This window comes from Fodinibius salipaludis (genome assembly GCF_002287075.1).
Lineage (GTDB): Bacteria > Bacteroidota > Rhodothermia > Balneolales > Balneolaceae > Fodinibius > Fodinibius salipaludis.
This window is the reverse complement of record NZ_NSKE01000005.1, coordinates 24,165-50,609: the sequence shown is the minus strand read 5'-3', so window position 1 is coordinate 50,609 and position 26,445 is coordinate 24,165. Positions and strand designations below refer to the sequence as shown.

Annotated in this window: 26 protein-coding genes and 1 tRNA gene; 7 read left to right on the top strand and 20 right to left on the bottom strand. The window is 42.1% G+C overall.

The window, feature by feature from the left end; genetic code table 11:
• Positions 1 to 29: 29 nt before the first annotated feature.
• Positions 30 to 704, bottom strand: coding sequence for a peptide-methionine (S)-S-oxide reductase MsrA (msrA, locus tag CK503_RS07785; protein WP_095606238.1), 675 nt, complete (start codon positions 702 to 704; stop codon positions 30 to 32).
• A 77-nt stretch (positions 705 to 781) separates the two neighbouring features.
• A complete protein-coding gene (locus CK503_RS07780) occupies positions 782 to 1,213 on the bottom strand; it encodes a DUF1801 domain-containing protein (RefSeq protein WP_217988369.1) in 432 nt (143 codons plus the stop codon).
• A gap of 308 nt (positions 1,214 to 1,521) precedes the next feature.
• Between CK503_RS07780 and CK503_RS07775 the strand changes: the two genes are divergently transcribed.
• Positions 1,522 to 2,523, top strand: a complete 1,002-nt coding sequence (locus CK503_RS07775; RefSeq protein ID WP_095606236.1) for a potassium channel beta subunit family protein — start codon at positions 1,522 to 1,524, stop codon at positions 2,521 to 2,523.
• A 60-nt stretch (positions 2,524 to 2,583) separates the two neighbouring features.
• Here CK503_RS07775 and CK503_RS07770 read toward each other — a convergent pair whose 3' ends face one another.
• The 3 genes from CK503_RS07770 to CK503_RS07760 form a co-directional block, all read right to left on the bottom strand.
• The gene (locus tag CK503_RS07770; RefSeq protein ID WP_095606235.1) at positions 2,584 to 4,830 is read right to left on the bottom strand and encodes a patatin-like phospholipase family protein; all 2,247 of its coding nucleotides are present in this window, start codon (positions 4,828 to 4,830) and stop codon (positions 2,584 to 2,586) included.
• A 161-nt stretch (positions 4,831 to 4,991) separates the two neighbouring features.
• A complete protein-coding gene (locus CK503_RS07765; protein ID WP_095606234.1) occupies positions 4,992 to 5,786 on the bottom strand; it encodes a M23 family metallopeptidase in 795 nt (264 codons plus the stop codon).
• Between the two features lie 83 nt (positions 5,787 to 5,869).
• Positions 5,870 to 6,214 carry a tRNA-binding protein gene (locus CK503_RS07760; protein WP_095606233.1) on the bottom strand — a complete coding sequence of 115 codons (345 nt, stop codon included), beginning with the start codon at positions 6,212 to 6,214 and terminating at the stop codon, positions 5,870 to 5,872.
• A gap of 363 nt (positions 6,215 to 6,577) precedes the next feature.
• Here CK503_RS07760 and CK503_RS07755 point away from each other — a divergent pair, with 363 nt between their 5' ends.
• The gene (locus CK503_RS07755; protein WP_176466249.1) at positions 6,578 to 7,558 is read left to right on the top strand and encodes a vWA domain-containing protein; all 981 of its coding nucleotides are present in this window, start codon (positions 6,578 to 6,580) and stop codon (positions 7,556 to 7,558) included.
• A 312-nt stretch (positions 7,559 to 7,870) separates the two neighbouring features.
• Here the strand turns inward: CK503_RS07755 and CK503_RS07750 are convergent, their stop codons facing one another.
• The 13 genes from CK503_RS07750 to CK503_RS07695 form a co-directional block, all read right to left on the bottom strand.
• Positions 7,871 to 9,064 carry a DUF5050 domain-containing protein gene (locus CK503_RS07750; RefSeq protein ID WP_095606231.1) on the bottom strand — a complete coding sequence of 398 codons (1,194 nt, stop codon included), beginning with the start codon at positions 9,062 to 9,064 and terminating at the stop codon, positions 7,871 to 7,873.
• A gap of 88 nt (positions 9,065 to 9,152) precedes the next feature.
• Positions 9,153 to 9,632, bottom strand: coding sequence for a hypothetical protein (locus CK503_RS07745; protein WP_095606230.1), 480 nt, complete (start codon positions 9,630 to 9,632; stop codon positions 9,153 to 9,155).
• A 101-nt stretch (positions 9,633 to 9,733) separates the two neighbouring features.
• Positions 9,734 to 9,901 (bottom strand): hypothetical protein, encoded by a 168-nt coding sequence (locus CK503_RS16100; RefSeq protein ID WP_176466248.1) that lies wholly within the window; start codon positions 9,899 to 9,901, stop codon positions 9,734 to 9,736.
• Positions 9,902 to 9,926: 25 nt separating this feature from the next.
• Positions 9,927 to 10,520 (bottom strand): hypothetical protein, encoded by a 594-nt coding sequence (locus tag CK503_RS07740; protein ID WP_176466247.1) that lies wholly within the window; start codon positions 10,518 to 10,520, stop codon positions 9,927 to 9,929.
• Positions 10,521 to 10,564: 44 nt separating this feature from the next.
• A tRNA-Leu gene (locus CK503_RS07735) sits at positions 10,565 to 10,649 on the bottom strand.
• 246 nt (positions 10,650 to 10,895) lie between these two features.
• Complete coding sequence (locus CK503_RS07730; protein WP_095606228.1) at positions 10,896 to 11,441, bottom strand: tetratricopeptide repeat protein; 546 nt, start codon at positions 11,439 to 11,441, stop codon at positions 10,896 to 10,898.
• A gap of 69 nt (positions 11,442 to 11,510) precedes the next feature.
• Entirely contained in the window at positions 11,511 to 11,747 is a 237-nt protein-coding gene (locus CK503_RS07725; RefSeq protein WP_141239902.1) for a hypothetical protein, read from the bottom strand.
• Between the two features lie 38 nt (positions 11,748 to 11,785).
• On the bottom strand, positions 11,786 to 12,427 hold the full coding sequence (locus CK503_RS07720; protein WP_095606226.1) for a deoxynucleoside kinase: 642 nt from the start codon (positions 12,425 to 12,427) through the stop codon (positions 11,786 to 11,788).
• A 2-nt stretch (positions 12,428 to 12,429) separates the two neighbouring features.
• Positions 12,430 to 12,918 (bottom strand): 2-amino-4-hydroxy-6-hydroxymethyldihydropteridine diphosphokinase, encoded by a 489-nt coding sequence (gene folK, locus CK503_RS07715; RefSeq protein WP_095606225.1) that lies wholly within the window; start codon positions 12,916 to 12,918, stop codon positions 12,430 to 12,432.
• Positions 12,906 to 13,265 carry a dihydroneopterin aldolase gene (gene folB / locus CK503_RS07710; protein ID WP_095606224.1) on the bottom strand — a complete coding sequence of 120 codons (360 nt, stop codon included), beginning with the start codon at positions 13,263 to 13,265 and terminating at the stop codon, positions 12,906 to 12,908. The genes folK and folB overlap by 13 nt, the downstream gene beginning before the upstream one ends.
• A gap of 3 nt (positions 13,266 to 13,268) precedes the next feature.
• Positions 13,269 to 14,723: a chromosomal replication initiator protein DnaA gene (gene dnaA / locus CK503_RS07705; protein ID WP_095606223.1), complete on the bottom strand. Its 1,455-nt coding sequence runs from the start codon at positions 14,721 to 14,723 to the stop codon at positions 13,269 to 13,271.
• Positions 14,724 to 15,116: 393 nt separating this feature from the next.
• Positions 15,117 to 15,980, bottom strand: a complete 864-nt coding sequence (gene prmC, locus CK503_RS07700; protein WP_095606222.1) for a peptide chain release factor N(5)-glutamine methyltransferase — start codon at positions 15,978 to 15,980, stop codon at positions 15,117 to 15,119.
• Positions 15,981 to 16,001: 21 nt separating this feature from the next.
• A complete protein-coding gene (locus CK503_RS07695) occupies positions 16,002 to 16,394 on the bottom strand; it encodes a hypothetical protein (RefSeq protein ID WP_095606221.1) in 393 nt (130 codons plus the stop codon).
• A gap of 203 nt (positions 16,395 to 16,597) precedes the next feature.
• Here CK503_RS07695 and CK503_RS07690 point away from each other — a divergent pair, with 203 nt between their 5' ends.
• The 5 genes from CK503_RS07690 to CK503_RS07670 all read left to right on the top strand — a co-directional run bounded on the left by CK503_RS07690 (position 16,598) and on the right by CK503_RS07670 (position 21,492).
• Positions 16,598 to 17,440: a hypothetical protein gene (locus CK503_RS07690; protein ID WP_141239901.1), complete on the top strand. Its 843-nt coding sequence runs from the start codon at positions 16,598 to 16,600 to the stop codon at positions 17,438 to 17,440.
• A gap of 169 nt (positions 17,441 to 17,609) precedes the next feature.
• On the top strand, positions 17,610 to 18,896 hold the full coding sequence (eno, locus tag CK503_RS07685) for a phosphopyruvate hydratase (protein ID WP_095606219.1): 1,287 nt from the start codon (positions 17,610 to 17,612) through the stop codon (positions 18,894 to 18,896).
• 79 nt (positions 18,897 to 18,975) lie between these two features.
• Positions 18,976 to 20,112, top strand: a complete 1,137-nt coding sequence (recF, locus tag CK503_RS07680) for a DNA replication/repair protein RecF (RefSeq protein WP_095606218.1) — start codon at positions 18,976 to 18,978, stop codon at positions 20,110 to 20,112.
• A gap of 12 nt (positions 20,113 to 20,124) precedes the next feature.
• Entirely contained in the window at positions 20,125 to 20,427 is a 303-nt protein-coding gene (locus CK503_RS07675; RefSeq protein ID WP_095606217.1) for a DciA family protein, read from the top strand.
• Between the two features lie 57 nt (positions 20,428 to 20,484).
• On the top strand, positions 20,485 to 21,492 hold the full coding sequence (locus tag CK503_RS07670; RefSeq protein ID WP_095606216.1) for a CdaR family protein: 1,008 nt from the start codon (positions 20,485 to 20,487) through the stop codon (positions 21,490 to 21,492).
• A gap of 8 nt (positions 21,493 to 21,500) precedes the next feature.
• Here the strand turns inward: CK503_RS07670 and CK503_RS07665 are convergent, their stop codons facing one another.
• Entirely contained in the window at positions 21,501 to 22,751 is a 1,251-nt protein-coding gene (locus CK503_RS07665) for a 4-hydroxy-3-methylbut-2-enyl diphosphate reductase (RefSeq protein ID WP_095606215.1), read from the bottom strand.
• Between the two features lie 160 nt (positions 22,752 to 22,911).
• Positions 22,912 to 26,433, bottom strand: a complete 3,522-nt coding sequence (gene smc, locus CK503_RS07660) for a chromosome segregation protein SMC (protein ID WP_095606214.1) — start codon at positions 26,431 to 26,433, stop codon at positions 22,912 to 22,914.
• Positions 26,434 to 26,445: the final 12 nt, after the last annotated feature.

Genomic DNA, 26,445 nt, shown 5'->3' with positions numbered 1-26,445 from the left:
ATCTCTTTATAGAGATATAAGCTATAGATTTACTCTTTTACCTTGTCTTTAAGCAGGTGAGGAAAGTCCTTCCGAAACTTTTTAAGCTTGGGAGCAATTACTACCTGGCAATATCCTGCATTGGGATTATTTTCGTAATAGTTCTGATGATAGTTCTCAGCCACCGAATAGTTTGTCAATGGTTCTATTTCAGTAACAATGGGGTCTTCCCAAAGGTCAGATTGGTCGGTTTTCTCGAGTGATTTTTCAGCAATTTCTTTCTGTTTTTCATTATGGTAGAAAATAGCTGATCGATATTGGGGCCCTACATCAGCTCCCTGTCGATTTTTGGTAGTAGGATTGTGTGTGTGCCAAAAAACTTCGAGCAGCTGTTCGTACGAGATAGCAGAAGGATCAAAAGTGATGCGTGCCACTTCAGCGTGACCGGTTTGTCCCGATGAGACCTGTCGATATGTGGGATTGGGTAACTTGCCACCGGCATAACCGGCAACAGCTGATTGTACGCCCTTTAACTCTTCAAAAACGGCCTCGACGCACCAGAAACAGCCAGCCCCAAACGTAGCTTCTTCCATAGTTTTTGAACTCATGGTGTCAGTGGTATTATTGGTTTGAGCGTGTACTACAGCTGATGAAAGTATTACGAAAGTAATAGCTGCAAACAGTAAACCCGATATATTATTAACTTGTATTATACGTGTAATCATAAATGTTCTCTTTTAGGTACACATAGTAACACAAAAGCAGGGGCAACCGTTTACCAAAAAAATGAACTCCAGAGTGGCTACTTACGGATCTCTTCGTAGGCTTCAATAAACTCATCCGGTGTATGTTTGCCGATTATGGTTGAAATGGCCTCCAGCGGTAGATCAGTAACCATATTAAAGCGGATACAGGAACGTCCCATATCCATTTTTTTACCGGCCTTTTCAAACTCTTCTTCCAACCAATCTTGCAGTTCCTCGTCCTGATATACCGACATCAGGTAAAGAGAATTATGATTTTCCTGTGCGGCCAGACCGATGTAGTTAAGAGGCTGGTTATTGTAGGTGTCAGGATATTTTTCAAGAGGAATCTCATAGCTGATCATTCCCCAACTGATTGTTTCTTCATAGCCTTCGGGAATATTATCGAGAATCAACTCTCGTATTTCCTCAATCGGTTCTCTGCGATATTCAGGAAGGTCTTCAATATATTCTTCTACAGTTTGAGCCATACTCTTTGCCATGACAGAAATTCGTTAGTTAATTTTTGAAAATTAAATAGTATCGAAAAATAATTGAGCTCAGCAAATTACTACTGCTGGTAATAGTACTGTTCTTACGATCATATTTAAACTGGCTCTCTATCAAGTAGAAACCCATTTTAATCAACCATAATATAAGTGCTATTAATACCAATTTCTGCCCCTAAACTGTTCTTATTCAATTGCGCCATCATTAAACGATTTTACTTTGAAAAACCTTGTAATTATGCCTTGACGATACACTATTAATCTAACTATTAAAGAGCTAATGCATTATTATGGAATACCGATTTTTGGGACGATCAGGACTTAAAGTTTCTGCTCTTTCATTCGGATCATGGGTTACATTTGGTGATCAAATTGATGAGGATAAAGCTTATGATTCGATGAAAGAAGCCCATGATGCGGGGGTCAATTTCTTTGACAATGCTGAGGTGTATGCCGAGGGACAGTCAGAAGTAATGATGGGAAATATTATCCAAAAAGCCGGGTGGAAGCGTACCGACCTGGTGCTGTCCACCAAAATATTTTGGGGCGGAGAAGGTCCCAACGATCAGGGACTTTCCTTCAAGCATATAAAGGAGGGCACCGAGGCAGCACTACAACGCCTGCAAACCGATTATGTGGATCTTATTTTTTGTCACCGTCCGGATAGGCATACTCCTATAGAGGAAACGGTCTGGGGTATGAATCAGATGATAAAAGAGGGAAAGGCGCTATACTGGGGAACCAGTGAGTGGTCGGCGCGGCAAATTCGTCAGGCATATGATTTTGCCCGACAGGAGCATTTGCGTCCACCGCTGATGGATCAGCCCCAGTACAACATGTTCCGGCGCGAAAAGGTGGAAAAGGAGTTTGCTCCACTGTATGATGAAATCGGTTTGGGTACAACAATTTGGAGTCCGCTGGCCAGTGGATTACTAACGGGCAAGTATAATGATGGTGTCCCGGAGGGGAGTCGCCTATCACTTGAAAAATACGACTGGCTGCGCGAAAAACTACTCGAGACCGAGAGTGGTCGTCAAAAGCTTAACAAAGTGAAGAAGCTGGCCGAAGTGGCTGATGACGCAGGAATACCTATGCCTCAATTTGCACTGGCGTGGTGCCTGAAAAATAAAGATGTAAGTACCGTAATTACCGGAGCTTCAAAGCCAGAACAGGTTCAGCAAAACATGAAAGCAGTTGATGTTGTTGATCAAATGACACCGGACATTATGGAGCGAATTGAAGAAATCCTTGATAATAAACCGGAACCGGAGGCCAATTTTCGAAGCGACTGATATTTAGTTGTCTTATTACTACTGAATCTGTGCCCGGGGATAGTACTCCGGGCATTATTTTTAAAAATGATATCCCATATTGAGTTTTACAGCATAACCGCTGGTAAAGTCGGGAGTTGAAAGGGCAACTTCGATGGGCCCCACAATTGATGTTGCTCCAAATGAAAGGGAATATCCCGTTTCCAGACGTTCTTGATCCATATTAAAGGTCCACTGATCGGCAAGATGAGCAACGTTCATGCCCCCGCCAATATAGATATTCTTGTTTATTCTAACCTGTAACTTTGAACGGAGTGCTTTCATATTCGCGGCGCGAAGCTGCTGGGTGGGATGCCCCATAAATGGTAGCTGTTTAAGTTCAAAAACAGGATTTTGTGATAACCCCCCCGCATAGTAATAGTAATGGAAGGGCAGGTCCGAAGAAGATGAATATCCGGCAAAAATTTCGTTGGAAATGTTTACTCCACTAATGAGTTGAATGGTAGAGAACCACTTGCCGGAGGTTTGAATAAAGCTTGCCGAGCTTCCCCATCCGGGTTCAGAAAATTCAGTTTTTAAATTCAGGGATTGTCCTCTCGTCGGGAAATAGCTGCGATTAAGCGTATTAAAATCTACGGTCAAAAAGGGTTTGAGCAGAAAAGTGTTATTGCCCAGCACAAGCGTATTTCCGATAGCTTCATTCAAGTTGTATAATTCTGTTTCGAGACCAATTTCAAAATCAGCCTGTTGCCATAATTGGGTAGCGATCGACGGTTTAAACGTCAGCTTTTCCACATCTATGCTTGATAAGGCTTGATTCTGGTTATAGTAATTAATGGGAGAACGCTGCAAGCTTAATCCTGTTTTGATATGCGTTAGTGGAGCAAGGCTGATTGGGATGCTGTAATCCGAGGTAAGTTCTAATATTTCACCGGCTCTTAGCTGCATGGTGATCCGGTCATTTAAAAAGATATTATCGGTAAATGAAGCACCGAATAGCAATGCCGCTTTGTATTGACTGTCGTATCGCATGCTAAAGCCGGCATATTCCTGTTCTTTGTGCTGAAATTCCAAGACAAGCTGATTTCCCTCGGGATTTTGGTCTTTTTGCAGGCGGTATGATATTTGGCTAAAAAGTCCCGAATCGTAAAGCTGGTTTATTTTCTGTTCGATCTGTGAGAGGGTAAGCTTTTCGGGTAGTTGTATATCAAGAGCAAGGAGTACCTGTTCTTGTTGGATTAATCCACTTAGATTATTGAATGAAATATCTGAGACAAGGATGGTATCTTGTCGTGTTGATTGAATGGGCTTAAAAGTTGAGGGGGCTGTTTCGTACTTTGCCAGCGCTTCTTTAATTTTTGGCAGTGCTTTCCGGGCTGCCTGTTCTCCACGACGAATAATTGCGTCTACTTGGTCATAGCTGAATGTGGAGAAATCACTAATATCCGGCCGGATATAGATATCTGTTTTTTCTTTTTGGATGACATCTGATTCCTGTTGATGAAATCCTACCGACTGAAAAAGTATATCCACGAATGTTTTAAGACTATCAACCTTTCTTATGGGTTCGCCCACATCGGATGCAATTACAAAATCAGCCCCGATATTTTGTACATCCTCGACTGGTATGTTTCGGGCAACACCACCGTCGATATATGATTCTCCGTCAATTTTAACCGGCTTAAAAATGCTGGGAATAGCAATACTGGCTCGAACAACATCTGGCAGGTAACCGCTGGAAAAAGATTTGGGTTCTCCAGTAGCTAAGTTGGTTGCCACCGCCGCAAAGGGGATTGGGAGCTCGGTAAAATCTCTTACATCATGAAAGGGAAGCATAAGCCGGTAGAGCATCATGGAGATGTTTTGTCCATCAACAAGGCCGACGGGAAGCGTAAGTTGGTTGTCAGTAAAGGGAAAAGTAACAAGGTACGTATCCTTCTTCAGGATGCTGTTTGATATTTGCTGTGGATTAATCTGATAGCTGTCATTTAAAAGAATATTCCAGTTTGAAGTTTGTGCTATCTCTTCGATCTCTTGAGGGGAATAGCCAATGGCATACAATGATCCTACGATTGAACCCATACTGGTACCACTGACCATATGCACGGGAATACCTTCTTCCTGAAGCACTTTGAGTACTCCAATATGGGCAAACCCCTTGGCTCCCCCTCCACTTAATGCAAGCCCCAGCTTTATTTCTTCGTTTTCGGTGCTTTTTTCGTTTTTCGTCTCGTTTTGTTGGGCAATTCCTAAAAACGGGATGCACAAAAAGAATATCAGCAGTAAGGTCCTTTGTATATCGAATTTATTCAAAATTGGACCGGTCATATAGGTTGGTTTTGATGAATTTTATTGAGGGTAAATATATGATAATATGAAAAGATGAGCGAATGGGAGGTATTAAATTTATAGGGGAGTGCTTTTGGTGAATATCTTAAAAATGGGATTATGAGATTTGGTAATATTTTGAAAGCAGGAGATAAATCAAGTTAAAAATCCAATTTTTGTTTGTATGAAAATCCACTTTTAAGTGTATCGGGGAGCTCTCTGAATTTTACATGTACCGACTTTGGCCCAGCCAGAACACCGAAGTGCAGATGTGGAGTGGTGGAATATCCGGTATTACCACTAAAACCAATAATTTCTCCGGCATACACTTGTTCACCCATATTAATGAGAGTTCCTTTGTGCCGCAGATGAGCATAGACAGCTACGGTTCCGTCGTCATGACAAATCATAATCTTATTAGCTTGCTGTAGGTAATCTTCATTGTTGCCGCCCCTTTTGTTATTCTGGCTTACAAATCCGACAGTACCACCGCGGGCAGCACTTATTAGACTGTTTTCGGGCATATAAAAATCGAAGGCATATTTCGAGTTTGGTAAGTTATGGGTGAAAGTCGAGTTGTTTCCCTGGATAAGGATATGTGATTTTTCCCGGGGATAGGGTAGTAAATATTTATAACTTGGATCGTGAATAGCATGGGGGTTGCCGAGGGTGAGGTGATAGCGTAACTGACCTTTAAATTTTTTTGGAGAATCTAAAGAATCGATGGGCAGTTGACCAAGCTTGTCTTTAGCACCTTTGGGAATAAAACGATCAAATTCTATATCCATAGAGTCGGGTTTGGCTTTCAAGTAAACAGGGCAGGGTAGGTTATTTTGAGCCCAAAGTGTGAAATCCTCCTCCGATATATCATCCCAAATAAAGACCGCCTGGGCGCTGGACTCTTGTCCAATCCCTACTATTAGAAGAAAAGTAAAGAGTACGCTGAGTATTCGCATAGAATCATTGCGTTGATTTTAAACAACCCTTTTTATCCAATTATAGACTATATAACAGTATTATATATTACGGAATTTGTGTATTAGCTAAGTTTACTTCCATTTGGGATATTTTTATCGGGTACCGCCAGTACTACATTGCCATCATTTCTGTGGAATCCGGTAATGAGACATTCAGAGATAAAAGGACCAATTTTTTTAGGCGGAAAATTTACAACGCCAACGACTTGTTTGTCAATTAAATCAGTTGTTGAATACAGGTCAGTAATTTGGGCACTGCTCTTCTTGATTCCTATATCATCTCCGAAGTCTACCCAAAGTTTATAGGCAGGTTTGTTTGCTTTAGGAAATTTCTCTGCTCTTGTGATGGTTCCGACCCGAAGTTCGACTTGCTCAAATTGCTCCCAGCTGATTGTTTGTAATGACATGCTCTTATTTTTTAAGTAATCAGATTACGAAGGATATATGAGTTGACCAAAATAATGTATTACGTCTTGTTGCATTTTGTAGTAAAACAATGAGCATAGGCTCACTATAGTCATCTCATGTTCCATACACACTGTTATCGATATCGAATGTTGAAATAGAACAAGTCAACCGCAAGAACTGAATGCGATCTATTTGTCATTTAATATAATTTTTTAGGTTTTAGTTTGTTAAAAGGAGGGAACAAATGATAAACGAATGCTTTTAATAGTATGAACACATAAAAGCATTAAATCGAATACCAAGTAATGATGTTATCCCAAAGATATTTTCCCTTCTCGCTAATTATTCTTTCCATTTTTTTAATGATGATATTCACCGGTTGTGACAGTAGTAAAAATAACGGTGGGGAAGAAGTTGAGATAAATCTCATTGAGGCGAAAACAGAGGTGCCTTCGAAAATCAGATTATTTTTTAAAGTAGATCTGGGGGAAGCGCATCAGTTTACTACTCTTGAGCCTTCAGATTTTGAGATATATGAAGATGGCTCCCAGATATCACGTCTCGAATCGCAGGCTGATATTCAAAGGGAGAGCGGGGATTTCTTGTATTCTTCTATTTTGATGCTGGATCTTAGCGGAAGCATATTGAATAATGCCGATCTGCCCAAATTAAAGGAGGCCGCTACGACTTTTATTGATCGTACAATGCCCGAAGAAGGGGAAAGTCTCTACGGAACCCAGGAAATGGCTGTATATTGGTTTGATGGTGAGAAAAACGTCCATCCCTTGGTATCGTATACCCATGAAGGTGACAGCTTGATCAGTGGAATAGAATCGATTAATGAAGATATAAGTAATGATGTATCCACAAACTTGAATGGAGCTGTAATTCAGGGCTTGTCAATCATGGATGGTCGCGTAAAGGAAATAAGGGAAGATTCTGATATTGCTACAGCCGGGTCCATGGTCCTTTTTACTGATGGAACTGATCAGGCCGGAAGGGTAAGTACTTCTACTGCTCTTGATTCGGTTAATGCCGCCAGCGATGAGTATTCGCTGTTTAGCATAGGTCTCGGAGGAGAAATTGATCAAGAGGTGTTGGAAAGTTTTGGTAAAGATGGATTTGAATTAGCCGAAGATTCACTGGCACTCAATGAAACGTTTCTTGCTGTTGCAGAACGGTTGGAAGCAGAATCAAATTCTTATTATGTCTTAGAGTATTGTTCTCCGAAACGTAGTGGCCAACACACGCTGGAATTGCGTGCAATTTACGAGGATAAGTTCGGAAGTTTTCAAACTGAATTTTCGGCCGAAGGCTTTACCGGTGGATGTTCCGTCGATTAAAATGTCAACTTACTCATGCCGGGAAATAAAAAAGGAGGATGTATCTTAACATCCTCCTTTTTGTTGTCTATCTACAAATAAATTCAGTGCGTTGATAGCTTGCTTGGAATTCTGATCATGCTGGTTCCCTCAGCCCCCCCTCCTTGCAGCGTTAACCTGATTTAAGTCGATCAGAGTGTTCCAGACAGAGTGATAGATAAAATATACCAACCTATCGTGCTTTCGGTGCATGACCTTAAAATTATGATGTGATCGATAAAACCTGCAGTGTTGTTGTCCACTGCAGGTTCAAATTGGAAGAGTTATCGTTTTCTATTCAATCGGACTCCAAAATGGAAGGCCATCATATTTAGAATGATTCGTTAAGTTATCCGGAATTCCACTGCCATCTGCATTAATTTTATAGATTTCGCTATTACCGTCACGACTCGTTTCGAAAATAATTTCCGACCCATCGGGCGACCAGCTGGAAAAAAGTTCCATAGCATTATTATTTGAAACCTGTTGTACATCTGTGCCGTTGGGATTCATCGTATAAATTTGGTAGTCACCGGATCGATTACTGGTAAAAGAAATTTTTCTACCATCGGGCGACCATCGAGGAACAGCATCTTCGGAAGAATTATCAGTTATCTTCTCGACCCCTGATCCATCGGGATTCATCATAAAGAGTTCGTCATCTCCATCCCGGCCACTGTAGAAAATGATTTTATCACCTTCAGGTGACCAACTTGGGGACCTGTCCGGTGCTTTATTATCTGTAAGTTGCGTAAATTCACTGCCATCGATCTTAATGGTATAAATATCCCAATTCGAATCGAACTTTCCGCTATTACTACTACTAAAAGCAATTTGTGAACCGTTTGCTGACCAAGTGGGATAGTCTGGTACATCCGAAGTATGGGTAAGCTGTCTCACTTCAGACCCATCGACATTCATTACGAACAAATTATCGTTTCCATTACGATCACTGGTGAAAGCAATTTGGGTGCCGTCGGGAGATATAACAACTTGACCTTCATCAGTGGTATTGTCAGTTACTTTTTCTGGGTTAGAGCCATCGGCATTCATCATAAATATTTCAGAATCTCCATCGCGATTACTTATGAAAGTAATTTTGTTATTGGCTACTTCTTGGCAGCTAATTTCGAAAGTAGCCGAGGTAGTATTCTCCGCAGTAATATCTACTTGCTGTGGGTTGTCCCCATCCACCGAGCAGTTATCAGCAAGCCCAGAGAGTTCGACATCGTAATTGCCTTCTTCGAGATCTTCGACGGTTACCGTCTCGTCGGTACCCAGGGTATGGTCAGCCCCGTCCACGGTAAGCGTATACCCGTCGGGATCCTTGTCAGATCCACTTGTGGAAGTGATTATTTCCAAAGTACCGGTTGTAGACTCTGGTTCCGGCTCAGGATTGGGATCAGGTCCAGTGCCGCCATCTCCGCCACAGCTAATTATAAAGAGTATTATAAATAAAAAACTGAAAATACTTGGTAATCGTCGCATGTTATAGAATTAATTACAATTTTAATTGCCGTATATAGCATATGCGTACCAGGAAGAAAAGAGAGGACAAATAAAATCTTCTTAAGGATTAATCTGATTTAAAGTGATCGGAGTATTCCAGACAGAGTAACAAGGTAATGCCATAGCCCAAGTGCATAATCAATCCTGCTATTATATTGAGTACAGGGAACCAGGTATCAAGATAAAATAGGCCAAATGATTCGCCGCCGGCCATAGAAATTGCGGGGGATATAATGACTGCCGCGATAATTGATATCCCAATACCATACATAATTCCTTGCACCAGCCAATTGCCCGGGATGCGGTCATCCAGAAAAACGACCCAGATTAAAGCCAATAATATTCCACCAATATAATAGGCTGCATTGCCCCATAGAATGTTGTAAGGATCCTGTTCATGAATATGATTGAAGATTTCTTTAAGCATGTATCCCACATCAATAACGGGAAGGCCAATACCGCTTGATAGAAATGAAAGCATGGACATCATAAACGTAGCAATAAGTCCGCAAATAACCGTCTCAGTAAAAGAATAGGTGCGTTCCATAATAGATTTACCCTACTAATTTGTTGAAAAGTTTATTTATATATAGTTAGGATGGAGAACAGAAACAAATAAAACCTATCTATAGAAGAGGGGTACTGAGATTACTTGATACTCATCGTAAACCAATCCACCTGTAATATAACAAAAGCCCGAAGCAAGGCTCCGAGCTTTTGTATAGTTTCTCCAACAATTATATACTGCGGATTAATCATCATCGTCATCCACTTCGATTTCTTCGACGCCGTTTTCAAACTCGGCTTCAAACTCAAGCAATTGCTGATGCTGATCCCAGTCTTACTGGGTAAGGTCGATGACGGACCCGTCAGATTGTTTAAACCATGTTGTGGGGTTGATACGTACTGAAACCACTTGCTGAATATTATTCTCCGTAACCTCAAGCGGTGGATTAAATTCTCGCTCAATCTCTATTTCCGCTTCAGCAAAAACGGTAAAAGATTGCGGATCACCATCAGTAGGGGTGAAGGTACCTACTATGACCATACTTGCTTCATTTGGCCAATCCGCAAATTCGGAGCGGATGGAATCAGCCAGGGTTTGATGCTCCTCGTCTTCTCCTTCCTCCTCATCTTCGAAGTCCAGGTTCTCAACCTCAAATTCTAATTCGTCGTACAGGCCGGCCTGAATCTGATTATTTGCCAGGCTCAGTGCCTCATCTACGAACGGCAGATCAACGAAAAAAGGTTCGGATTCAAACTCTTCGAGCTCGGTGGAGTTATCATCAGCCTCGGAGGGATCCAGCTCAAATTCTGCAACGATAAATCGAATATCATCAATCTGCAGTGTGCCGTTCGTGCCCTCTATGAGCAACGAATCATGGGAGGATGACATTATACTGCAAATGGGCACTCTTTGTTCAAGGTTGTACATAAAATAATAAACCCTTGCAAGATAAGAACTTACAAGGGTTTTTGTGCCCTGGACTAGAGTCGAACTAGCACTCCCAAAATGGGAACTGACCCCTCAAGCCAGCGCGTCTACCAATTCCGCCACCAGGGCAATAAACTTAAATAGCTTTCTAATCCTATTGTGTCCGCCGAAACTTTAGTACAGGCGGATCACCAGGGCAAAGATATAAAGTGCCATACTAAAATAAATCCAGGATGACACTTTCTTATTATTTTAGAAAGAACAATGAAATCACTACTGAAATAGAAAGCTGATCTCACAGAGTGATTTTCAAGGCCTCAAATATAGGAGTTAATCCCGAAAACTAGAAACAAAATTTATACAGAAAAAGACCTTCTACATTTCGCCGAGCTGCTCGTTGACGTACTCATTTTCCGGATCCATTTTGCTGGCCTGCTGATAAAATCCTCTGGCTTTCTCCTCCTGTCCGGCGCGCTGCAGAAGGTCGCCCATCAAGATCCAGTTCTCAACATCCTTCGGATTTTTCTTGATGCGGTCAAGCAGGTACTCATTTGCTTTGCTTGCTTCACCATTCATAATCATATACAGCACCTTGTTGCGGTGTGCGGCCGGAGAATCATCCAGGTCGATGGCCTTATTAAAGTCCTCTATGGCCTGGTCGAGGTTTTCAAGCTGCATGTTCGCAAAACCGCGCAAGTTATAGTAACCGCTGTTTTCCTCTTCCAGATCAATAGCTTTTTCCAGTGCTTCAATACTTTTTTCCCACTGGTTAAGCTTTTGAAATACTAACCCTTCTAAATGAAAACCATCAGAATATTCCGGCTTCTTTTTTTGTAGCTGATGGGCAATATCCAGCGCATGATCAAAGTCGCCTTCGTGCAGTAGCGATAATCCTTCTTCGAGCTGATCTTCGTAGTTCATGAGAAATAGCTGCTTTCGTGGTTAAGTATAAATTCAATAATGCTTCGAAAGATAAGGAATGTTCAAGCGTTAATCAGATGATTTTGAGGTTGTTTTTTCCTCGTCGGTAATTTCCTCAAATTCAGCCTCTTCAATTTGATCAAAGTCTTGCTTAGATGAATTCTGAGATCGCGAATCGCGATTCTGCTGGTTTTGTTGCTGCTGCTGTTGATACATCTGATAGAAAAAGTTTGATCCCTTTCTGCTTTTCTTTTTTGATTTGGAAGGCAGAAAAAGTCGACTGATGACCTTTATTAGAAGATACATCACCAAAAAAAATAAGAGGGTGCGAAAAATCATTACTGTTAATCTGTGATGTGAATATGTGTGTTGCCGCGAATAGGCTGATTGAAAATTTGTTCTTCTATGTAATCTAAGTGTTTTTCGTTACTAACGAAATCAATCTCTGATGTATTAATGATCATCAGGGGTGATTTATTGTAATGATGGAAGAAATGATTGTAGGCATCGCTGAGTTCCTTTAGGTATGAACGTGAAATATCGCGCTCGTAGTCCCGATCTCGTTCTTTAATATTTTGCATCAGTCGATCAACGTTAGACTGCAGGTAGATAACCAGATCGGGCTGTGCCGAAATGCCGGCCATTATCTTGAAAATGGTATCGTATAGCGCCAGCTCGTCGTCCTCAAGATTGAGCCGTGCAAAAATGCGATCTTTTTCAAAGATGTAATCCGAGATCGTCATCTGTTGAAACAGATCTTTGCTGAGCATTTCTTGTTGCTGCTGAAACCGACTGGCTAAGAACGACATCTGGGTAGGAAAGGCATAGCGTTCACGGTCTTTATAAAACTTGGGCAGAAAAGGATTTTCTTCAAACTGTTCAAGAACAAGGCGTGCATTATTACGTTCGGTTAGTAGTTTTGCCAGAGATGTCTTTCCTACACCAATGACTCCTTCAATGGCAATAAAATCGAACTCGTTTTTCATAGTTACCAACGTAGGTCTGTTTTTTCAAGTCTCAGCTCTGGTGCCTCAGACGTAAGTTCTGTTATGGAAGTTCCGGTTTGGGGATCGTTCCAGTCGGGTATAACTTCTGCTAAGGGCGTTAATACAAATAGTCGTTTCCGATATTCGGGGTGCGGAATAATAAGATTATACGTTTGAATCACCAAGTCGCCATACGAAATAATATCGAGATCAATCGTGCGTGCGCTCCATTTTGGCTGATTGGCACTGCGCCCGTGTTGTTGCTCAAAATCTTTAAAATTCTTGATCAACGGCTTCGGGTTTTTGTTGGTCGTCATTACTACAACGGCATTGTAAAAGTCACGCGTGGAAGGGCCGACCGGCGCAGTGATAAAGATGGATGATTTGCGCAGTGGCTGAACAGATAATTCTTCTAAAAATTCAGCGGCATCCATCAGATGTTGATGCCGATTACCTACATTTGATCCCAGTGCTACAACTACCGTTGCCATCGCATCGTAATCTCAGAATATGCGGTTTCTACGTCGAGGGGCGGCTGTAGCTTGCGGACGGAGACTTTGAGGGATGAAACTGCTGAAAATTGTTCAAAAAGCTGATCACCAATTCTTTTAGCCAGTGTTTCAATCAGGTTAAGAGATGGACCGTTCATTACCTTTTTGATGATAGCAAGCACTTCTTGGTAATCGATGGTATCTTCAAGTTGATCTGTTTCTCCAGCCTTGCGCAAGTCGGCCGAAAATATAATGTCTACTTCAAAATCATTTCCCTGCTCTCGCTCTTCTTCGTAATACCCGTGATACCCTTTTAAGCGGATACTTTTAAGCGTCAGGGTTTCCATAAATTAAAGCGTGGATACTTCAATTTTCTGGTGTAACTCTTCCACAATGCGTTTGTGCTTGGCGGTAGTTTGCATGCGTTCTTCAACAGTGGATATAGCATGAATGACTGTTGAGTGGTCGCGTCCGCCAAAATGCAGCCCAATGGTTTTTAAGCTCGAATCGGTAAACTGCTTTGACAGATACATCGCTATCTGACGTGCTTCAACAATTTCTTGCTTGCGCGTTTTTTCGCGCACCTTGTTGGTATCAATCCCAAAGTAGTCACACACATAATCTTGGATCTGTTCGATAGAAACAGTCGTCTGTGACTCTTGAATCATATCTTTGAGCACCCGCTTGGCCATCTGTGGCTCAATTTCATCCACATGCTGTAGCGATGCAAAAGCAAGTAGCTTAATAATGGCGCCTTCCAGATCACGGACATTCGACTTAAAATTATGAGCGATAAATTCGAGCACTTGGTGCGACAGCTCAATACCGTTATCGGAAGCTTTGCGTTCCAGGATAGCATATCGTGTTTCGTATTCCGGAATCTGCAGGTCGGCACTAAGTCCCCAGCTGAATCGAGAAATAAGACGTTCTTCGATATCAGGAATTTCGCGGGGGGCGCGGTCACTGCTCAGAATAATCTGCTTACCGTCTTGGTGAAGGGCATTAAAAATATGGAAAAACTCTTCCTGTGTTTTTTCTTTGCCGCTGAAAAATTGGATGTCATCGACAATAAGCACATCAATCTGCCGATAAAACATCGTAAATTCACTGGCCCGGTTATTTCGAATGGCTTGCACAAACTCGTTGGTAAAGCTTTCGGAAGAAATATAGAGGACAGCAAGTTCATTACCGTGCTCCTGTTTTACCTTATTACCAATACTTTGGATAAGGTGTGTTTTGCCAAGCCCGGTGCCGCCATAAATAAAGAATGGATTGAACGAACTACTTCCCGGATTTTCGCCAATGGCCATCGCCGCCGAGCGTGCCAGTCTGTTACAGTCACCTTCTATATAACGGTCAAAAACATAGCTGGAATTGAGATTGGAGTCGATCTTCGTTTTTTGGATGCCCGGTATTACGAAAGGATTTTCAATTTTTCCCGGACTATACTCTGAATATCCTTTCATCTCTTGTCCCTGGTTATTTTCTGGCGGCATGGGACGCTGGGGAAGTCGAACCGAGCGGTTATCAGTATTATTATCATCAGACTTTTCGAGTACTACCGAGTACTCAAGTTTGCCATCATCGCCCAAGACTTTTGCCAGCGTAGATCTCAACATCCCATAATAATGTTCCTCGAGCCACTCGTACCAGAACTGGCTGGGAACTTGTATGGTAAGCGTGTTTTCTTCCAGCTTTACCGGCTCGATAGGTTGGAACCAAGACTTGAACTTCTGGTAGCTGATATTGTCTTTAATAATTTCTAAACACTGCTCCCATGCAGCTTCGGAAGAAATATTACTCAACGTCTCTTAACCTCTTCTAAATTTAAAATTGTTACTCTGAATACCCTTCAGTTATCCACACACTTCTGTGTGATCCCATTTTTGTGTGAAACGAAGATGATAATTTCGAAGACAGATGTCAAAAAAATATTCCCCGTGTTCGCAAAAGTTATCCACATTGCTCTAAACATTGTAAGTACATGCGTCGCAATGGATTAGTTTTTTATCTACATTTCTATCAAATTTTACTTGACAGTACATAATATTGCGCTAACATTGATTTTACCTTAAAGACATATGGATATCACCGGCGCAAAAAAGTTTTCCACAAGTTATCCACAATAATATTGTGGAGTAAATAGTCCAAAATATGTAACCGATATTAATCGGCTAAAGAGGGGGAGAAATAGCTAATCAGCGTTGCTGAGCTATAATAAAACGAGGTTTTTTATCGTAGTCATTTTCAATACGTGCTGACCAGTTTTGCTCATCGAAAATAGCTAAAATTTCCTGACTATATTTTTCGTGTAATTCCAAATATAAATAGCCGTTTTCCGTCAATTTTTGGGATGCAAATTCGATAATGCTGTTATACATTTTTTCGAGGTCACCGAAGAATAATGCTTCAGCCGGTTCATAGTCCTTGACCTGTTGTTGCAGGATATCTTTTTCCCCTGGCTTAACATATGGAGGGTTGGAAACGATAATATTAAAAGGACCGTTCTCGATAATACTGTTGGGATTTAAAATATCTCCCTTGGTAAAGGAAACATCGGCATCATTTTGTTCAGCATTATTCCGAGCGGTGTGAATTGCACCTTCAGAAATGTCGATCCCAGAAACTTCCCAGCTCGTTTGCTCCATTTTTAATGCGATGGGGATACATCCTGATCCGGTCCCAATATCAAGTACAGACAGGTCTTCTTCCGATTGATGCTCATCAAGAATAATCTCAACAAGCTGTTCCGTTTCAATGCGGGGGATAAGGACCTGCTCATTGACCGAGATGTGGGCATTGATAAAGTCGGTATATCCCACAATGTATTGCAGGGGCTCGTGTTGAGCCCTGCGCTTGACCATCGGTCGTAACGTATCGAGTTCTTGAGGGGAGAGTGGGCGGTCAAATTTGAGATAGAGATCCAACCGTTTAATTTCGAGTGTCTCGGCTAACAGCCATTCAATACTGTGCCGTGGATCGGGAATGTCTTTATTCTCAAAAAAATCAGTGGCCCATTCCAACATAGAAAGGACCGTCCATTCCTCGACCTTTTTACTCATATTACGGTATAGAAGTAGTAATTACGACTCGTCTTCTTCGACTTGTTGCTCTTTTTCTTGCTGAACGGTAAGCCCAAAACGTTTGCCAAAATCTAAAATAAAATCGATTACTTCATCATCGATAGTGCGTTTTTCTTCATCCAGCGAGCTACCACGAAATCCCATGCGTCCACCGGTTTTTTTGAGCTCAAACCGATTTTGTTTACCGGTAAATTCAATAATACAGGTAAGGGTCACGCTTGCGTTTATTTGTTTTTCGTACTCCTCATAAACAGCAACGTGAACTTCGTCACCAGTGTCTGATGATTGATATTTATACAAATACTTAGGCTCTATATCATTAAAGAGCTGTTCGGGCATTCTCCGCAGTGTACCTGCCGGCCCAAAAACAAGATACTTGCTTACAGTAGCCATAATATGTTAACTTCTATTGGTAGATTTGAAAGGTTGTAAAGAGCCTGAATAAAAGTTTTTATATACTCAGAGTCAAATTTGTTTGTAGGTTCGTATATATTTATTTATAACAACCAAAAGTATTCACATAATTTATTGGTTGAACGATTGTTATTATAATACGTTTATAAATTAGTGAAAGTACAACATAGCGGCAGTAACACATGAAGAAATTGATGATAAAATATTTATTTCCTGTACTTGTTTTAACACTATTATTGAGTGTATTAGCCGATACCTCCATTGCCCAGATCGAAGAGCCTGATGTTATTGAAAAGGCTGATCCGAAAACACCATTGTCAGAGGGATATCAAAATAGTCTCGGTTTTGATTTGTTTGTCAATAATTTTGGATTCGGTATTGGAGGAACCTACGGTCGTGCGGTGACTCCTTATACAGAAATTACATTCCGTACCGGAATAACAGGGATTAGAGATGTAAGTGAACAAAACTTTCAGAGCTTTTTAACAGGACAGCAAATTATCCCAAATAAATATAAGCGTGGTTTGGGATTTCCCTTCCTGCTGGGGGTAAAACAGCGTCTTTTTGCTCGTCATATTGAGGATAACATGCGCTTTTTTGTAAGTGCAGCCGGTGGACCGGCGTTGGCATTTACTTATCCCTATGTTAGTGATACCACAGTTCCGGCATATGGGGAACCCAATGGTTTTCGAGATTTTCAAGTAGGTCCCGATGGATATTTATATCCGGTTGAGCGGGTGAATGACTTTTTTACTGGGTGGAGTGAGGGAGAAAGCAAATGGGGATACAGCGGTGCAATTAAAGTAGGGGTGGATTTAGGCAGTAAATTCAAGTCAAGAACTACTATCGAGTTTGGGTATTTCTTTTACTATTTCAGTGAGGGGCTTCAAATTATGGAGCCGTATAAACCAACCGAATATAATGCTGATGGCGAACCTGTTTTTGAATCGAGGGTTAAATTCTTTGATGCTCAAAAATACTTTGGAACTCCGCAAATTAAATTCACCTTTGGCGGCATGTGGTAGTACAGAATATCACGGTATAGGAATATTAGTAGCCCGCATTAAGGAACATGTATCTATGTCTATTTAGCGCCACTCTCCCAATCTATTCTTTGTTCTTTTCTCTTTATCAGTAGATAAAAACCTTGTACCTTTATCAACAATTTTCCACGACAATAAATAAGATATTACAATGAGTTTTATTGAAGAAGTTATTGGCCGACAAATTATTGACTCAAGAGGAAATCCCACTGTTGAGGTCGATGTGGTTTTGACAAACGATATGGTGGGGCGTGCAGCAGTACCATCCGGAGCATCTACGGGAGAACACGAGGCGGTTGAACTCCGTGATACAGAATCGGATCATTATCTGGGGAAAGGAGTTAGTAAGGCCGTCGAAAATGTGAATACAATTATCGCCAATGAGTTACGTGGACATGAGGTATTTAATCAAGTAGAGATTGATAATACCCTTATCGAAATTGACGGTACGGAAAACAAAGGGAATTTAGGGGCAAATGCTATTTTGGGGGTATCGCTTGCTGCTGCTGATGCGGCTTCAAATGCCCTTAACTTGCCATTGTGGCGCTATATTGGAGGGGTGAATGCAAAAGTACTTCCCCTGCCGATGATGAATATTATTAATGGTGGTTCGCATGCTGATAACAATGTAGATCTACAGGAATTTATGATTATGCCCAGTGGAGCAAGGTCTTTTTCTGAAGCAGTGCGCATGGGGTCTGAAATTTTTCATCATCTGAAAAAAGTGCTTAAGGATAAAAAATATAGTACTGCTGTTGGTGATGAGGGCGGCTTTGCGCCGGATTTAGATTCCAATGAAGAAGCGGTAGAAGTTATTTTAAATGCGATTGAAAAGGCCGGTTATATTCCCGGTGATGAAGTAGTCATTGCGCTCGATCCCGCTACAGCCGAATTTTATAATGCTGACAAAGGGGTTTATGAATTTCGATGGAGTGATGGCAGTGAGCGAAGCAGTGAGGAGATGGTTGAATTCTGGAGCAGCTGGGTCGATAAATATCCTATTATTTCTATTGAAGACGCCCTTGATGAAAACGATTGGGACGGCTGGAAAAAGCTAACTGATGCGGTAGGTGATAAGGTTCAGCTTGTGGGAGATGATCTTTTTGTAACCAATACCGAGCGACTGGCGCGTGGTATAAAGCAGGGGGTAGCCAACTCGATCCTCATTAAAGTAAATCAAATCGGGACACTTACTGAGACGCTTGATGCCATTGAGATGGCCCATAAAAATGATTATACCGCTGTTATTTCCCATCGGTCGGGAGAAACGGAAGACACTACTATTGCTGATTTGGCGGTGGCAACGAATGCCGGACAGATTAAAACGGGTTCTATGAGTCGCACCGACCGTATTGCAAAGTATAATCAGTTGTTACGTATCGAAGAACAGCTGGGTGAAAATGCGATCTTTATGGGAGGCGATGCCTTTGGATTTTAAGGAGTTCCAAATTTTGTAACAAGGATATGATAGCGCGGGCCATAGCTCGCGCTATTTTTATAGTTGAGAGCAGGGGCCAATGAAGATCACGAATTTAAAACTGCAGAATTTTCGGAACCACGAAGAAACCGTGGTTGAATGGGCTCCCCACATGAATGTGATTGTCGGTCAAAACGGTGCGGGTAAGACCAACCTCATTGATGCTATTCATTACCTGTGCATGAGCCGCAGTTTTGTATCAAGTAGTGATATGTACGTGGTAAATCAGGATGCCACTTTCTTTATGATCAAGGGACATTTTGAGGGAAACATTCGGGCCAGTTTTGACGTTGGATGCTCTTACTCCCGTGGAGAAGGGAAGAAGATTTTTGTCAATGAAAGTCCGCTCGATCGTTTGTCCGATCTCATTGGAATGGTGCCGGTGGTGGTACTTTCGCCATCCGATAAAAAGTTAACCAGCGAAGGTCCCAAGCAGCGGCGATCATTTATTGATTCGTTTATCAGTCAAATTTCACCGGCCTACCTGCAGGATTTGCTTGATTTTCGAAAAGCCCGCAAGCAGCGTAATAAATTGCTGCAGGAGTTCCGGGGCAACCGGGAGGTGCTCTTGGCTTACCTGGAGCCTTGGAATGTGCAGCTGATGGAATACGGATCACGTATTGTCGCCAAACGTACCGAGGTGTTGAATAAATTTCGGGATTATCTGGCTAAGGAGTACGAAGTAATATCGGGTATGCGGCACGAACCTCATCTGGAATATCAGACGTTTTGCGAACCCTCCGAAGATGAAGAAACAGTGAGAGAGCGTTACCAGGCAGAGCTTGAGAAAGAACAGGATCACGAGCTGGAACGTGAGCTGACGCTTATCGGACCGCACCGCGACGAGATCGTTTTTTATTTGGATGACTTTGAGCTGCGTAAGTATGGGTCACAGGGGCAGCATCGCTTGTTTGCTCTTGCTTTGAAACTGGCCCAGCTTTTGTATTTTTCGGATGAGTTGGATGATCTGCCTATATTCCTGTTGGATGATGTGTTTGGTGATCTCGATGCTCAGCGTACTGAGGTATTGCTGAATGCGCTGATAGAACATGCTGGACAGACTTTTGTTACGGCAGCTAATCCTATTCCTTTTGATGAGTACATAACCTTTGACGGTGAACGGAATAGAAAATACAAAGTGGATCAAGGACAGATTTCTGTTGTTAAAACGAAATAAATATTAGCAGTTATGGGACGATATAAGTCAAACTCCCCAAAATCCTTGAAGGAGGCGTTAAAGGATTTTTTGGATACCTATCCTCACCGTAAAAGATTGAAGCGGGGAATGATTTTATCACTGTGGGAACAGACGGTGGGTGAACGTATTGCCGAACAGACAGAGAATCTGCATTTTGAACATGGAAACTTGGTAGTGCACGTAAAAAATCCTGCCTGGCGACAAGAGATTCACATGAAGCGCTATAGCATTGCCAAAAAGTTAAATGATCAGGTGGATGAGAAAATAATCAAAGAGATTGTTGTGCGTTCATAATGTATATTTGATCGTTAACTTCTGTCCAAATATGATCGATTGATCTGAAAACTATTTATGGATACATCAAAAATTGAGGAATATAAAGAGAAGTTGCTGACGGGGTGGAAATCGCTCCTACAAAAATCAAATGAGGATGAGATTGCCGGCTTTGGTCGTGAACGCATCATTGTTTTTATAGTTGCGCTTATTTTAGCTATGGCTTTATGGCTGATGGTTAATTTAAGCAGAGATTATACCTTAAATATTGAGTTACCCATTCAGCTTGGGGCTGTACCCACTGAAAGAGCGCTGGTCAGTGATCTCCCTACTACCGCAACCGTGAGCGTTACGGGAGAAGGATGGAAGCTTATAAACTTATATAATAATCCCCCTACCATAAATATTGATGTAAATGATCAAGAGGTTAATTTATTTGATCAGGTACAGCAACAGATGAATGCGACGCTTAATATTAATATACAGCGTGTGCAGCCCCAGAATTTAACAGTGGAGCTGGGAGATCGGGTTTCAAAAAAAGTGCCGGTTCGTTCTGCTGTAAAAACCAGTTTCAGTGAGCAATACGGCTTTTTAAATCCTCCGATTATAACGCCTGACAGTATTACCATAGATGGAGCTGCTTCACTACTTGAAGATATTGAAGAATGGTCTACCAAATCCATACAAATCGATAATGTTAAGGAAGATATCGCTCGGACCGTACCGTTGGAGTCACCCAGTGAGGTTATAAATTTGTCGCAGGATGAAGTTAGTTTTGAGGCTGATGTTGTCGAGTACACCGAGGGGGAAATGCAGGCAAATATAAGTACTCGTAATTTGCCACCGGGACGTATGGTTAGTTACAGTCCGCTTGCTGTTAGAATTAAATACGATGTGCCCATTGAAGAATACGCTGATGTTCAGGACGAAAATCCTTTTGAGGTGTATGTAAGTTATCAGCAGGTTTTAGAAGATTCTACTGGTTTTGTAACCCCGCAGATCGAAGAAAACAATGAACGGTATCATATCAAGCTGCGATCCTTTCAACCGCGGCGCGTAGCGTACTTTATCGTACTCGATAATTGACCAATTATTTAAGCTACTTCGTCCATCTCTTCTTCGAATGGCTTGATCACTTCTTCTATTGATAGAGTATCTTCAAAATAATCGAGGATTTTCAGCATAACCTCGTCTACCAGCACATCGGGACATGAGGCCCCCGAAGTGATAGCAATATTTATTGGCTGATCTTTAGATGGAAGCCAATTTTTGGTTTGTTTGATTTCTTTATCCCACTGGTTAAAGTGCTGGATTTTGTCCGGAGATTCGATTTCCTCAGCATCCCGGACGTGATAGGTGGGGAAGGATTGTTCCAAAATTTCGACCAGGTGCATAGTGTTCGACGAATTGTATCCGCCTACCACAATTGAAAGATCAGCATCCGTTTCAGCCAGGGCCAGCGTTGCCGATTGATTTTCGTTTGTGGCATAACAAAGCGTATCCGAAGTATCAGCAAAGTGATCGAGAATATTGGCCTCGCCATATTTTTCGATAGCCGCTTCTTTGAGAATCCCCATGACCTCTTCCGTTTCGGTAGCCAGCATAGTTGTCTGGTTGATAACGCCAAAGTGCTCCAGGTCTTTCTGCGGATCAAACCCATCGGTGCTTTTATGACCAAAATACTCTTCAAAATCCGACTGCGGTCGATCACCCGTCATGATATCCGCTAATATCTGGGCTTCTTCAGGATTCAACACAACAACACATTCCGAATGATCGGAACTGTGCGAAAAGGTGGCACGAGTTTCTTCGTGATAGTGTTTGCCGTGGATAACCAGCGAATATCCCTTTTTTCCAAGTTGTTTTCCCCGCCGCCAAACCTTCTCCACAAAAGGACAAGTCGTATTGTATTCGTAGGGATCGATACCCTGCTTCTTCAACTTTTTTTGTATTTCAATGGTGGTTCCAAAAGCGGGAACAATCACAATATCATCTTCGTCCAGCGACTCAATGGGAATGAGTTCAGTTCCATCCGTCTCGAAAAGAAATTTAACACCCCGAGCCTGAAGGTCTTCATTCACCGTTGGATTGTGAATCATTTCGCTCAGCAGATAAATATCCTTCTCAGGATGTTTTTTTACGGTATCATAGGCGATATCAATCGCATTTTCTACGCCATAGCAAAAGCCAAAGTGCCGAGGTACGAAAAACCGAACGGGACCAAAGTCGAGCACACTGGGCTCGAGATCCTTCTTGGTTGGATCCATCACCTTATTGGCATCTTTGACCTTGCTGATGATGGGAGATTGATAAATATCCGGGATATTGAATTTCTTGCGAGCCATAACTATTTACTGGATTTGATTTAGCTCCTAAATATACGAATCTGAGCGCGAAACATCACGAAGAATAAGATGATAAAGTCCGAAAATGTCCAGCTAAATTGGGAGTTCAAATAAGATTAGTTGCCCGCTCGTACTGCTTATAACTCACTACTACAAAACCCTAAACTTCAGCGACTTCATCCAGTTTAACGCCAACAAGGCGACTGATACCTGTTTCCGGCATCGTTACGCCGTACATCATCTCGGCTTTGCTCATCGTCTTTTTATTGTGGGTAATAATGATGAACTGGGTCTCTTCGCTGAAATTGCGAATCATATCTGCAAAACGCTCGATGTTCGCGTCATCCAATGGGGCATCAACCTCGTCAAGAACACAAAAGGGAGAGGGCTTAACAAGATAGATGGCAAAGAGCAGAGCAATGGCTGTGAGCGTTTTCTCACCACCCGAAAGTTGGTTAATAGTAGAGGGGCGCTTACCCTTGGGGTTAGCCTTAATTTCGATACTTGCATCAAGCGGATCCTCGGCTTCTTCATCAATTACGAGATCGCAATAATCATCCTCGTTAAACAGTGTGTGGAATACTTTCTGAAAATTTACGCGGATTTTTTCAAAGGTTTTATTAAACCGCTCAACAGCCGTTTTATTGATCTCATTAATTGTTTCCTGAAGCTCTTCGGCAGCTTGGTGTAAATCACCGACCTGCTCCTCATAAAAATCGAGCCGTTCTTTTTCCTCTTCGTATTCTTCGATGGCCAACGGATTCACTTCACCGATTTTGTTGAGTCTCTGTCGCAGCCAGGAAATGCGTTCTTTGGCCTCATCGGGTTCGGTATCTTCGGGCAATTCTTTGTCAATCTGATCCATCAAAACACCGTAGGTTTCCCAGATGTGATCAGATAAGTTTTCTATCTGCATCTCGTACTTCTCCTTCGACATGGCAAGGTGGTGAACAAGCTCCATATTCACTTCTTTTCGTCGACGGACTTCCTTCAGATCTTTCTCAATCTCGTTAATGCGTCCGCGCTGCTTGCCCGAAGCCTCCTCGGCCTGTTCCAGCTGCTTATCTGCTTCCTGCTTTTTCTCTTTAAGGGTGCTGAGCTCGTCTTCAAGCTGATCAATGGTTGATCGGTACTTGGTGATACGCTCTTTAGCCTCTTCGGTCTTCTCTGAGCGAATTTTAAGCCTTTTCTTCAGGTTTTTAATTCCTTCTTGCGCCCGTTTAATATCGCGCTCGTGATTCTCAACTTTATTCTTCAGATCCTGATGCTTGAGCTGTGCATCATTGTATCGGCTTTGCGCAATGGATCGTTCTTCATCAAGTTCCTGCAGCGTTTCCTTTTTCTCCTCCTGCTGTTCGTGCAGATCCTTGAGCTTTTGCTGCAATGCCTTTTGCTTGGGTTGCAGATCATCCAGCTGTTGTTGAGAGGAATCCTCGTTATCGATGAGTGATTCGCGTCGATTTTCGAGCTCACCAATATTTTTCTGATAGATCTCAATCTTGTGCTCAAAGCTGTTGATGTTATTTTCGATCTTTCGCACTTGCTGCTCTTTCTCTTTGAGCTCCTGCTCCAGTTCGTTCAGATCAATAGCTTCATATTGCTGTTGGACTTCCTCGAGCTCTTCTTCAGATGATTGGATCTTACTGCTGATAGACCCGGCTTTGTCCTCCAGCTTGTCAATTTTATCCTTTAAGCCAACCCGAATACCTGCATTTTTGCTTTTGCTTCCACTCTTAAGAAATTGGGTATTGGTGATAACTTCGCCGTCAAGTGTTACGCCCGTCTGGCCGTTATCTTTGAGCGAAGAATAGGCGTTTTCAACGGAGTCGAAAACACGGACATTGCCCAGCAATAATTCTTTTAAAGCACTGAATTTTGATTCAGTTTTAACCTGGTTGGCAAGGGAATCAGAAACCGTTTGATAGGAGTCGGAAAGTTGGTCGAGCGGAATAAAAGTTGCCCGGCCTTTGTCGTTTTCTTTAAGCAGTGTTGCGGCTTTTCGGGCGTCATCTAATGTATCGACTACTACATAATTGAGCGCATCCGCTAATACAGCCTCAAGGGCAACAGCATGTTTTTCATCCGTAGAAAGCAGATTAGATACAACATCTAACTGATTAAACTGCCCACCATAATTTTCCAACAGAAACTGTACGCTGCTTGGAAAGGCCTCGTTAGAGTTTGCAATATCCTGCAGGAGTTCGATCTCAGATTGTACCGAATCAAGTTTGCTTTGATGACTGCGGATCTGATCTTTGAGCGTATTCTTCTTTTCACTAAGGTCCTCGCGCTGCTCGCGTGCAGACTGTAGTTTTTCCTGCTGCTGGTCCCGTGCTTTTATTGCTTGTTCAAGCTTTTCTTTTGCCAGCTTTTTCTCCCCGCGAAAGTTTGTGATCTCATCTTCGAGATCTTCAATTTCTTCACGGATGCGAACCAGATCACCCTCGGTATTCTCCAGCCGCGATTCAATTTTGATGCGCTTGGTTTGCAGATCGTTAAGATCCTGGTTAGCCTGAGAAAAGTCTTTCTCGAGCTGGTTTAGCTCTTCTTGCTCTTTATTGTACTGCTGTTGAATTTCTGAGTAACGCTCCTTCGATTCAGTAAGATTCGTTTCCGCTTTTTCGAGATCATCGTCGAAGGTAGCCAGTTTCTTTTTACTGCTTTCAAAGGCTTCTCGGAGATCTTCCAGATCCTTTTCGCTCTGCTCAATATCGTTGGTGTACTGCTCAATTACGTTTTCTTCATTGGAGATCTTCTCCTGCGTAATTTCGAGTGTTGTTTCGGTATCCCGAATTTTAGAATTAAGCTGGCTTACCCGCCGTTGAGCTTCAGATTGTTGCTTTTCTTTTTCATTAAGTGCCTTGCGAGCTTCTTCAGCTTCCTCTTCAAGTTTTTCCGCTTTGGCTATAATTTCCTTCTTTTCTTTGTCCGCATTGTCAATGCGTTCTTCAAGTGGCTCAAGCTCCTCTTTTATTTTACTGTATTCGTGCTTGTTTAGTGCCTTGTCGAGATGTTCTAACTCTTTTTTGTATTTCTTCGCCTTTTGGGCTTTTTCAGCCTGTTTTTCGAGGGAGTTTGTTTTTTTTCGTACCTCAACCAGAATATCCTCAACACGTTGGAGATCGGCTTGGGTTTCGTCGAGTTTACGAAATGTTTTCTTTCGCTTTTCCTTATATCGAGTAACACCGGCAGCTTCTTCAAAAAGTCGACGACGGTCGTTATTTTTATCATTGAGAATTTCTTCGACCATCTTCAGCTCAATCACCGAGTAGGCGTCCGAGCTCATCCCGGTATCCATAAACAGGTCGGTAATATCCTTAAGCCGGCAGGTAGTACCATTGATGAGATACTCACTTTCTCCTGATCGATACAGGCGACGCCCAATGGTAACTTCGTTATATTCGGTGGGGAGGAGACCCTTATTATTAATAAACGTCAGATAAACTTCCGCCATCCCCAGGGCATTTTTCTTGGCGGTACCGTTAAAAATAACGTTCGACATACTTGAAGAACGGAGAAGGGTAGGGCGCTGTTCGCCGAGGACCCATCGCATGGCATCAACTATGTTGGATTTGCCACAGCCGTTGGGCCCTACTATAGCGGTGATGCCTTTATCAAAAGATACATTGGTTTTGTAGGCAAAACTCTTGAAGCCCTGAAGTTCAAGTTCGGAAATATACATCTATAAGATCTG

Excerpts from the sequence above, each read along its gene's own strand:
- msrA (WP_095606238.1), bottom strand. The coding sequence starts at position 704 with ATGATTACACGTATAATACAAGTTAATAATATATCGGGTTTACTGTTT.
- CK503_RS07780 (WP_217988369.1), bottom strand. The coding sequence starts at position 1,213 with ATGGCTCAAACTGTAGAAGAATATATTGAAGACCTTCCTGAATATCGC.
- CK503_RS07775 (WP_095606236.1), top strand. The coding sequence starts at position 1,522 with ATGGAATACCGATTTTTGGGACGATCAGGACTTAAAGTTTCTGCTCTT.
- CK503_RS07770 (WP_095606235.1), bottom strand. The coding sequence starts at position 4,830 with ATGACCGGTCCAATTTTGAATAAATTCGATATACAAAGGACCTTACTG.
- CK503_RS07765 (WP_095606234.1), bottom strand. The coding sequence starts at position 5,786 with ATGCGAATACTCAGCGTACTCTTTACTTTTCTTCTAATAGTAGGGATT.
- CK503_RS07760 (WP_095606233.1), bottom strand. The coding sequence starts at position 6,214 with ATGTCATTACAAACAATCAGCTGGGAGCAATTTGAGCAAGTCGAACTT.
- CK503_RS07755 (WP_176466249.1), top strand. The coding sequence starts at position 6,578 with ATGATGATATTCACCGGTTGTGACAGTAGTAAAAATAACGGTGGGGAA.
- CK503_RS07750 (WP_095606231.1), bottom strand. The coding sequence starts at position 9,064 with ATGCGACGATTACCAAGTATTTTCAGTTTTTTATTTATAATACTCTTT.
- CK503_RS07745 (WP_095606230.1), bottom strand. The coding sequence starts at position 9,632 with ATGGAACGCACCTATTCTTTTACTGAGACGGTTATTTGCGGACTTATT.
- CK503_RS07740 (WP_176466247.1), bottom strand. The coding sequence starts at position 10,520 with ATGTACAACCTTGAACAAAGAGTGCCCATTTGCAGTATAATGTCATCC.
- CK503_RS07730 (WP_095606228.1), bottom strand. The coding sequence starts at position 11,441 with ATGAACTACGAAGATCAGCTCGAAGAAGGATTATCGCTACTGCACGAA.
- CK503_RS07725 (WP_141239902.1), bottom strand. The coding sequence starts at position 11,747 with ATGTATCTTCTAATAAAGGTCATCAGTCGACTTTTTCTGCCTTCCAAA.
- CK503_RS07720 (WP_095606226.1), bottom strand. The coding sequence starts at position 12,427 with ATGAAAAACGAGTTCGATTTTATTGCCATTGAAGGAGTCATTGGTGTA.
- folK (WP_095606225.1), bottom strand. The coding sequence starts at position 12,918 with ATGGCAACGGTAGTTGTAGCACTGGGATCAAATGTAGGTAATCGGCAT.
- folB (WP_095606224.1), bottom strand. The coding sequence starts at position 13,265 with ATGGAAACCCTGACGCTTAAAAGTATCCGCTTAAAAGGGTATCACGGG.
- prmC (WP_095606222.1), bottom strand. The coding sequence starts at position 15,980 with ATGAGTAAAAAGGTCGAGGAATGGACGGTCCTTTCTATGTTGGAATGG.
- CK503_RS07695 (WP_095606221.1), bottom strand. The coding sequence starts at position 16,394 with ATGGCTACTGTAAGCAAGTATCTTGTTTTTGGGCCGGCAGGTACACTG.
- CK503_RS07690 (WP_141239901.1), top strand. The coding sequence starts at position 16,598 with ATGAAGAAATTGATGATAAAATATTTATTTCCTGTACTTGTTTTAACA.
- eno (WP_095606219.1), top strand. The coding sequence starts at position 17,610 with ATGAGTTTTATTGAAGAAGTTATTGGCCGACAAATTATTGACTCAAGA.
- recF (WP_095606218.1), top strand. The coding sequence starts at position 18,976 with ATGAAGATCACGAATTTAAAACTGCAGAATTTTCGGAACCACGAAGAA.
- CK503_RS07675 (WP_095606217.1), top strand. The coding sequence starts at position 20,125 with ATGGGACGATATAAGTCAAACTCCCCAAAATCCTTGAAGGAGGCGTTA.
- CK503_RS07670 (WP_095606216.1), top strand. The coding sequence starts at position 20,485 with ATGGATACATCAAAAATTGAGGAATATAAAGAGAAGTTGCTGACGGGG.
- CK503_RS07665 (WP_095606215.1), bottom strand. The coding sequence starts at position 22,751 with ATGGCTCGCAAGAAATTCAATATCCCGGATATTTATCAATCTCCCATC.
- smc (WP_095606214.1), bottom strand. The coding sequence starts at position 26,433 with ATGTATATTTCCGAACTTGAACTTCAGGGCTTCAAGAGTTTTGCCTAC.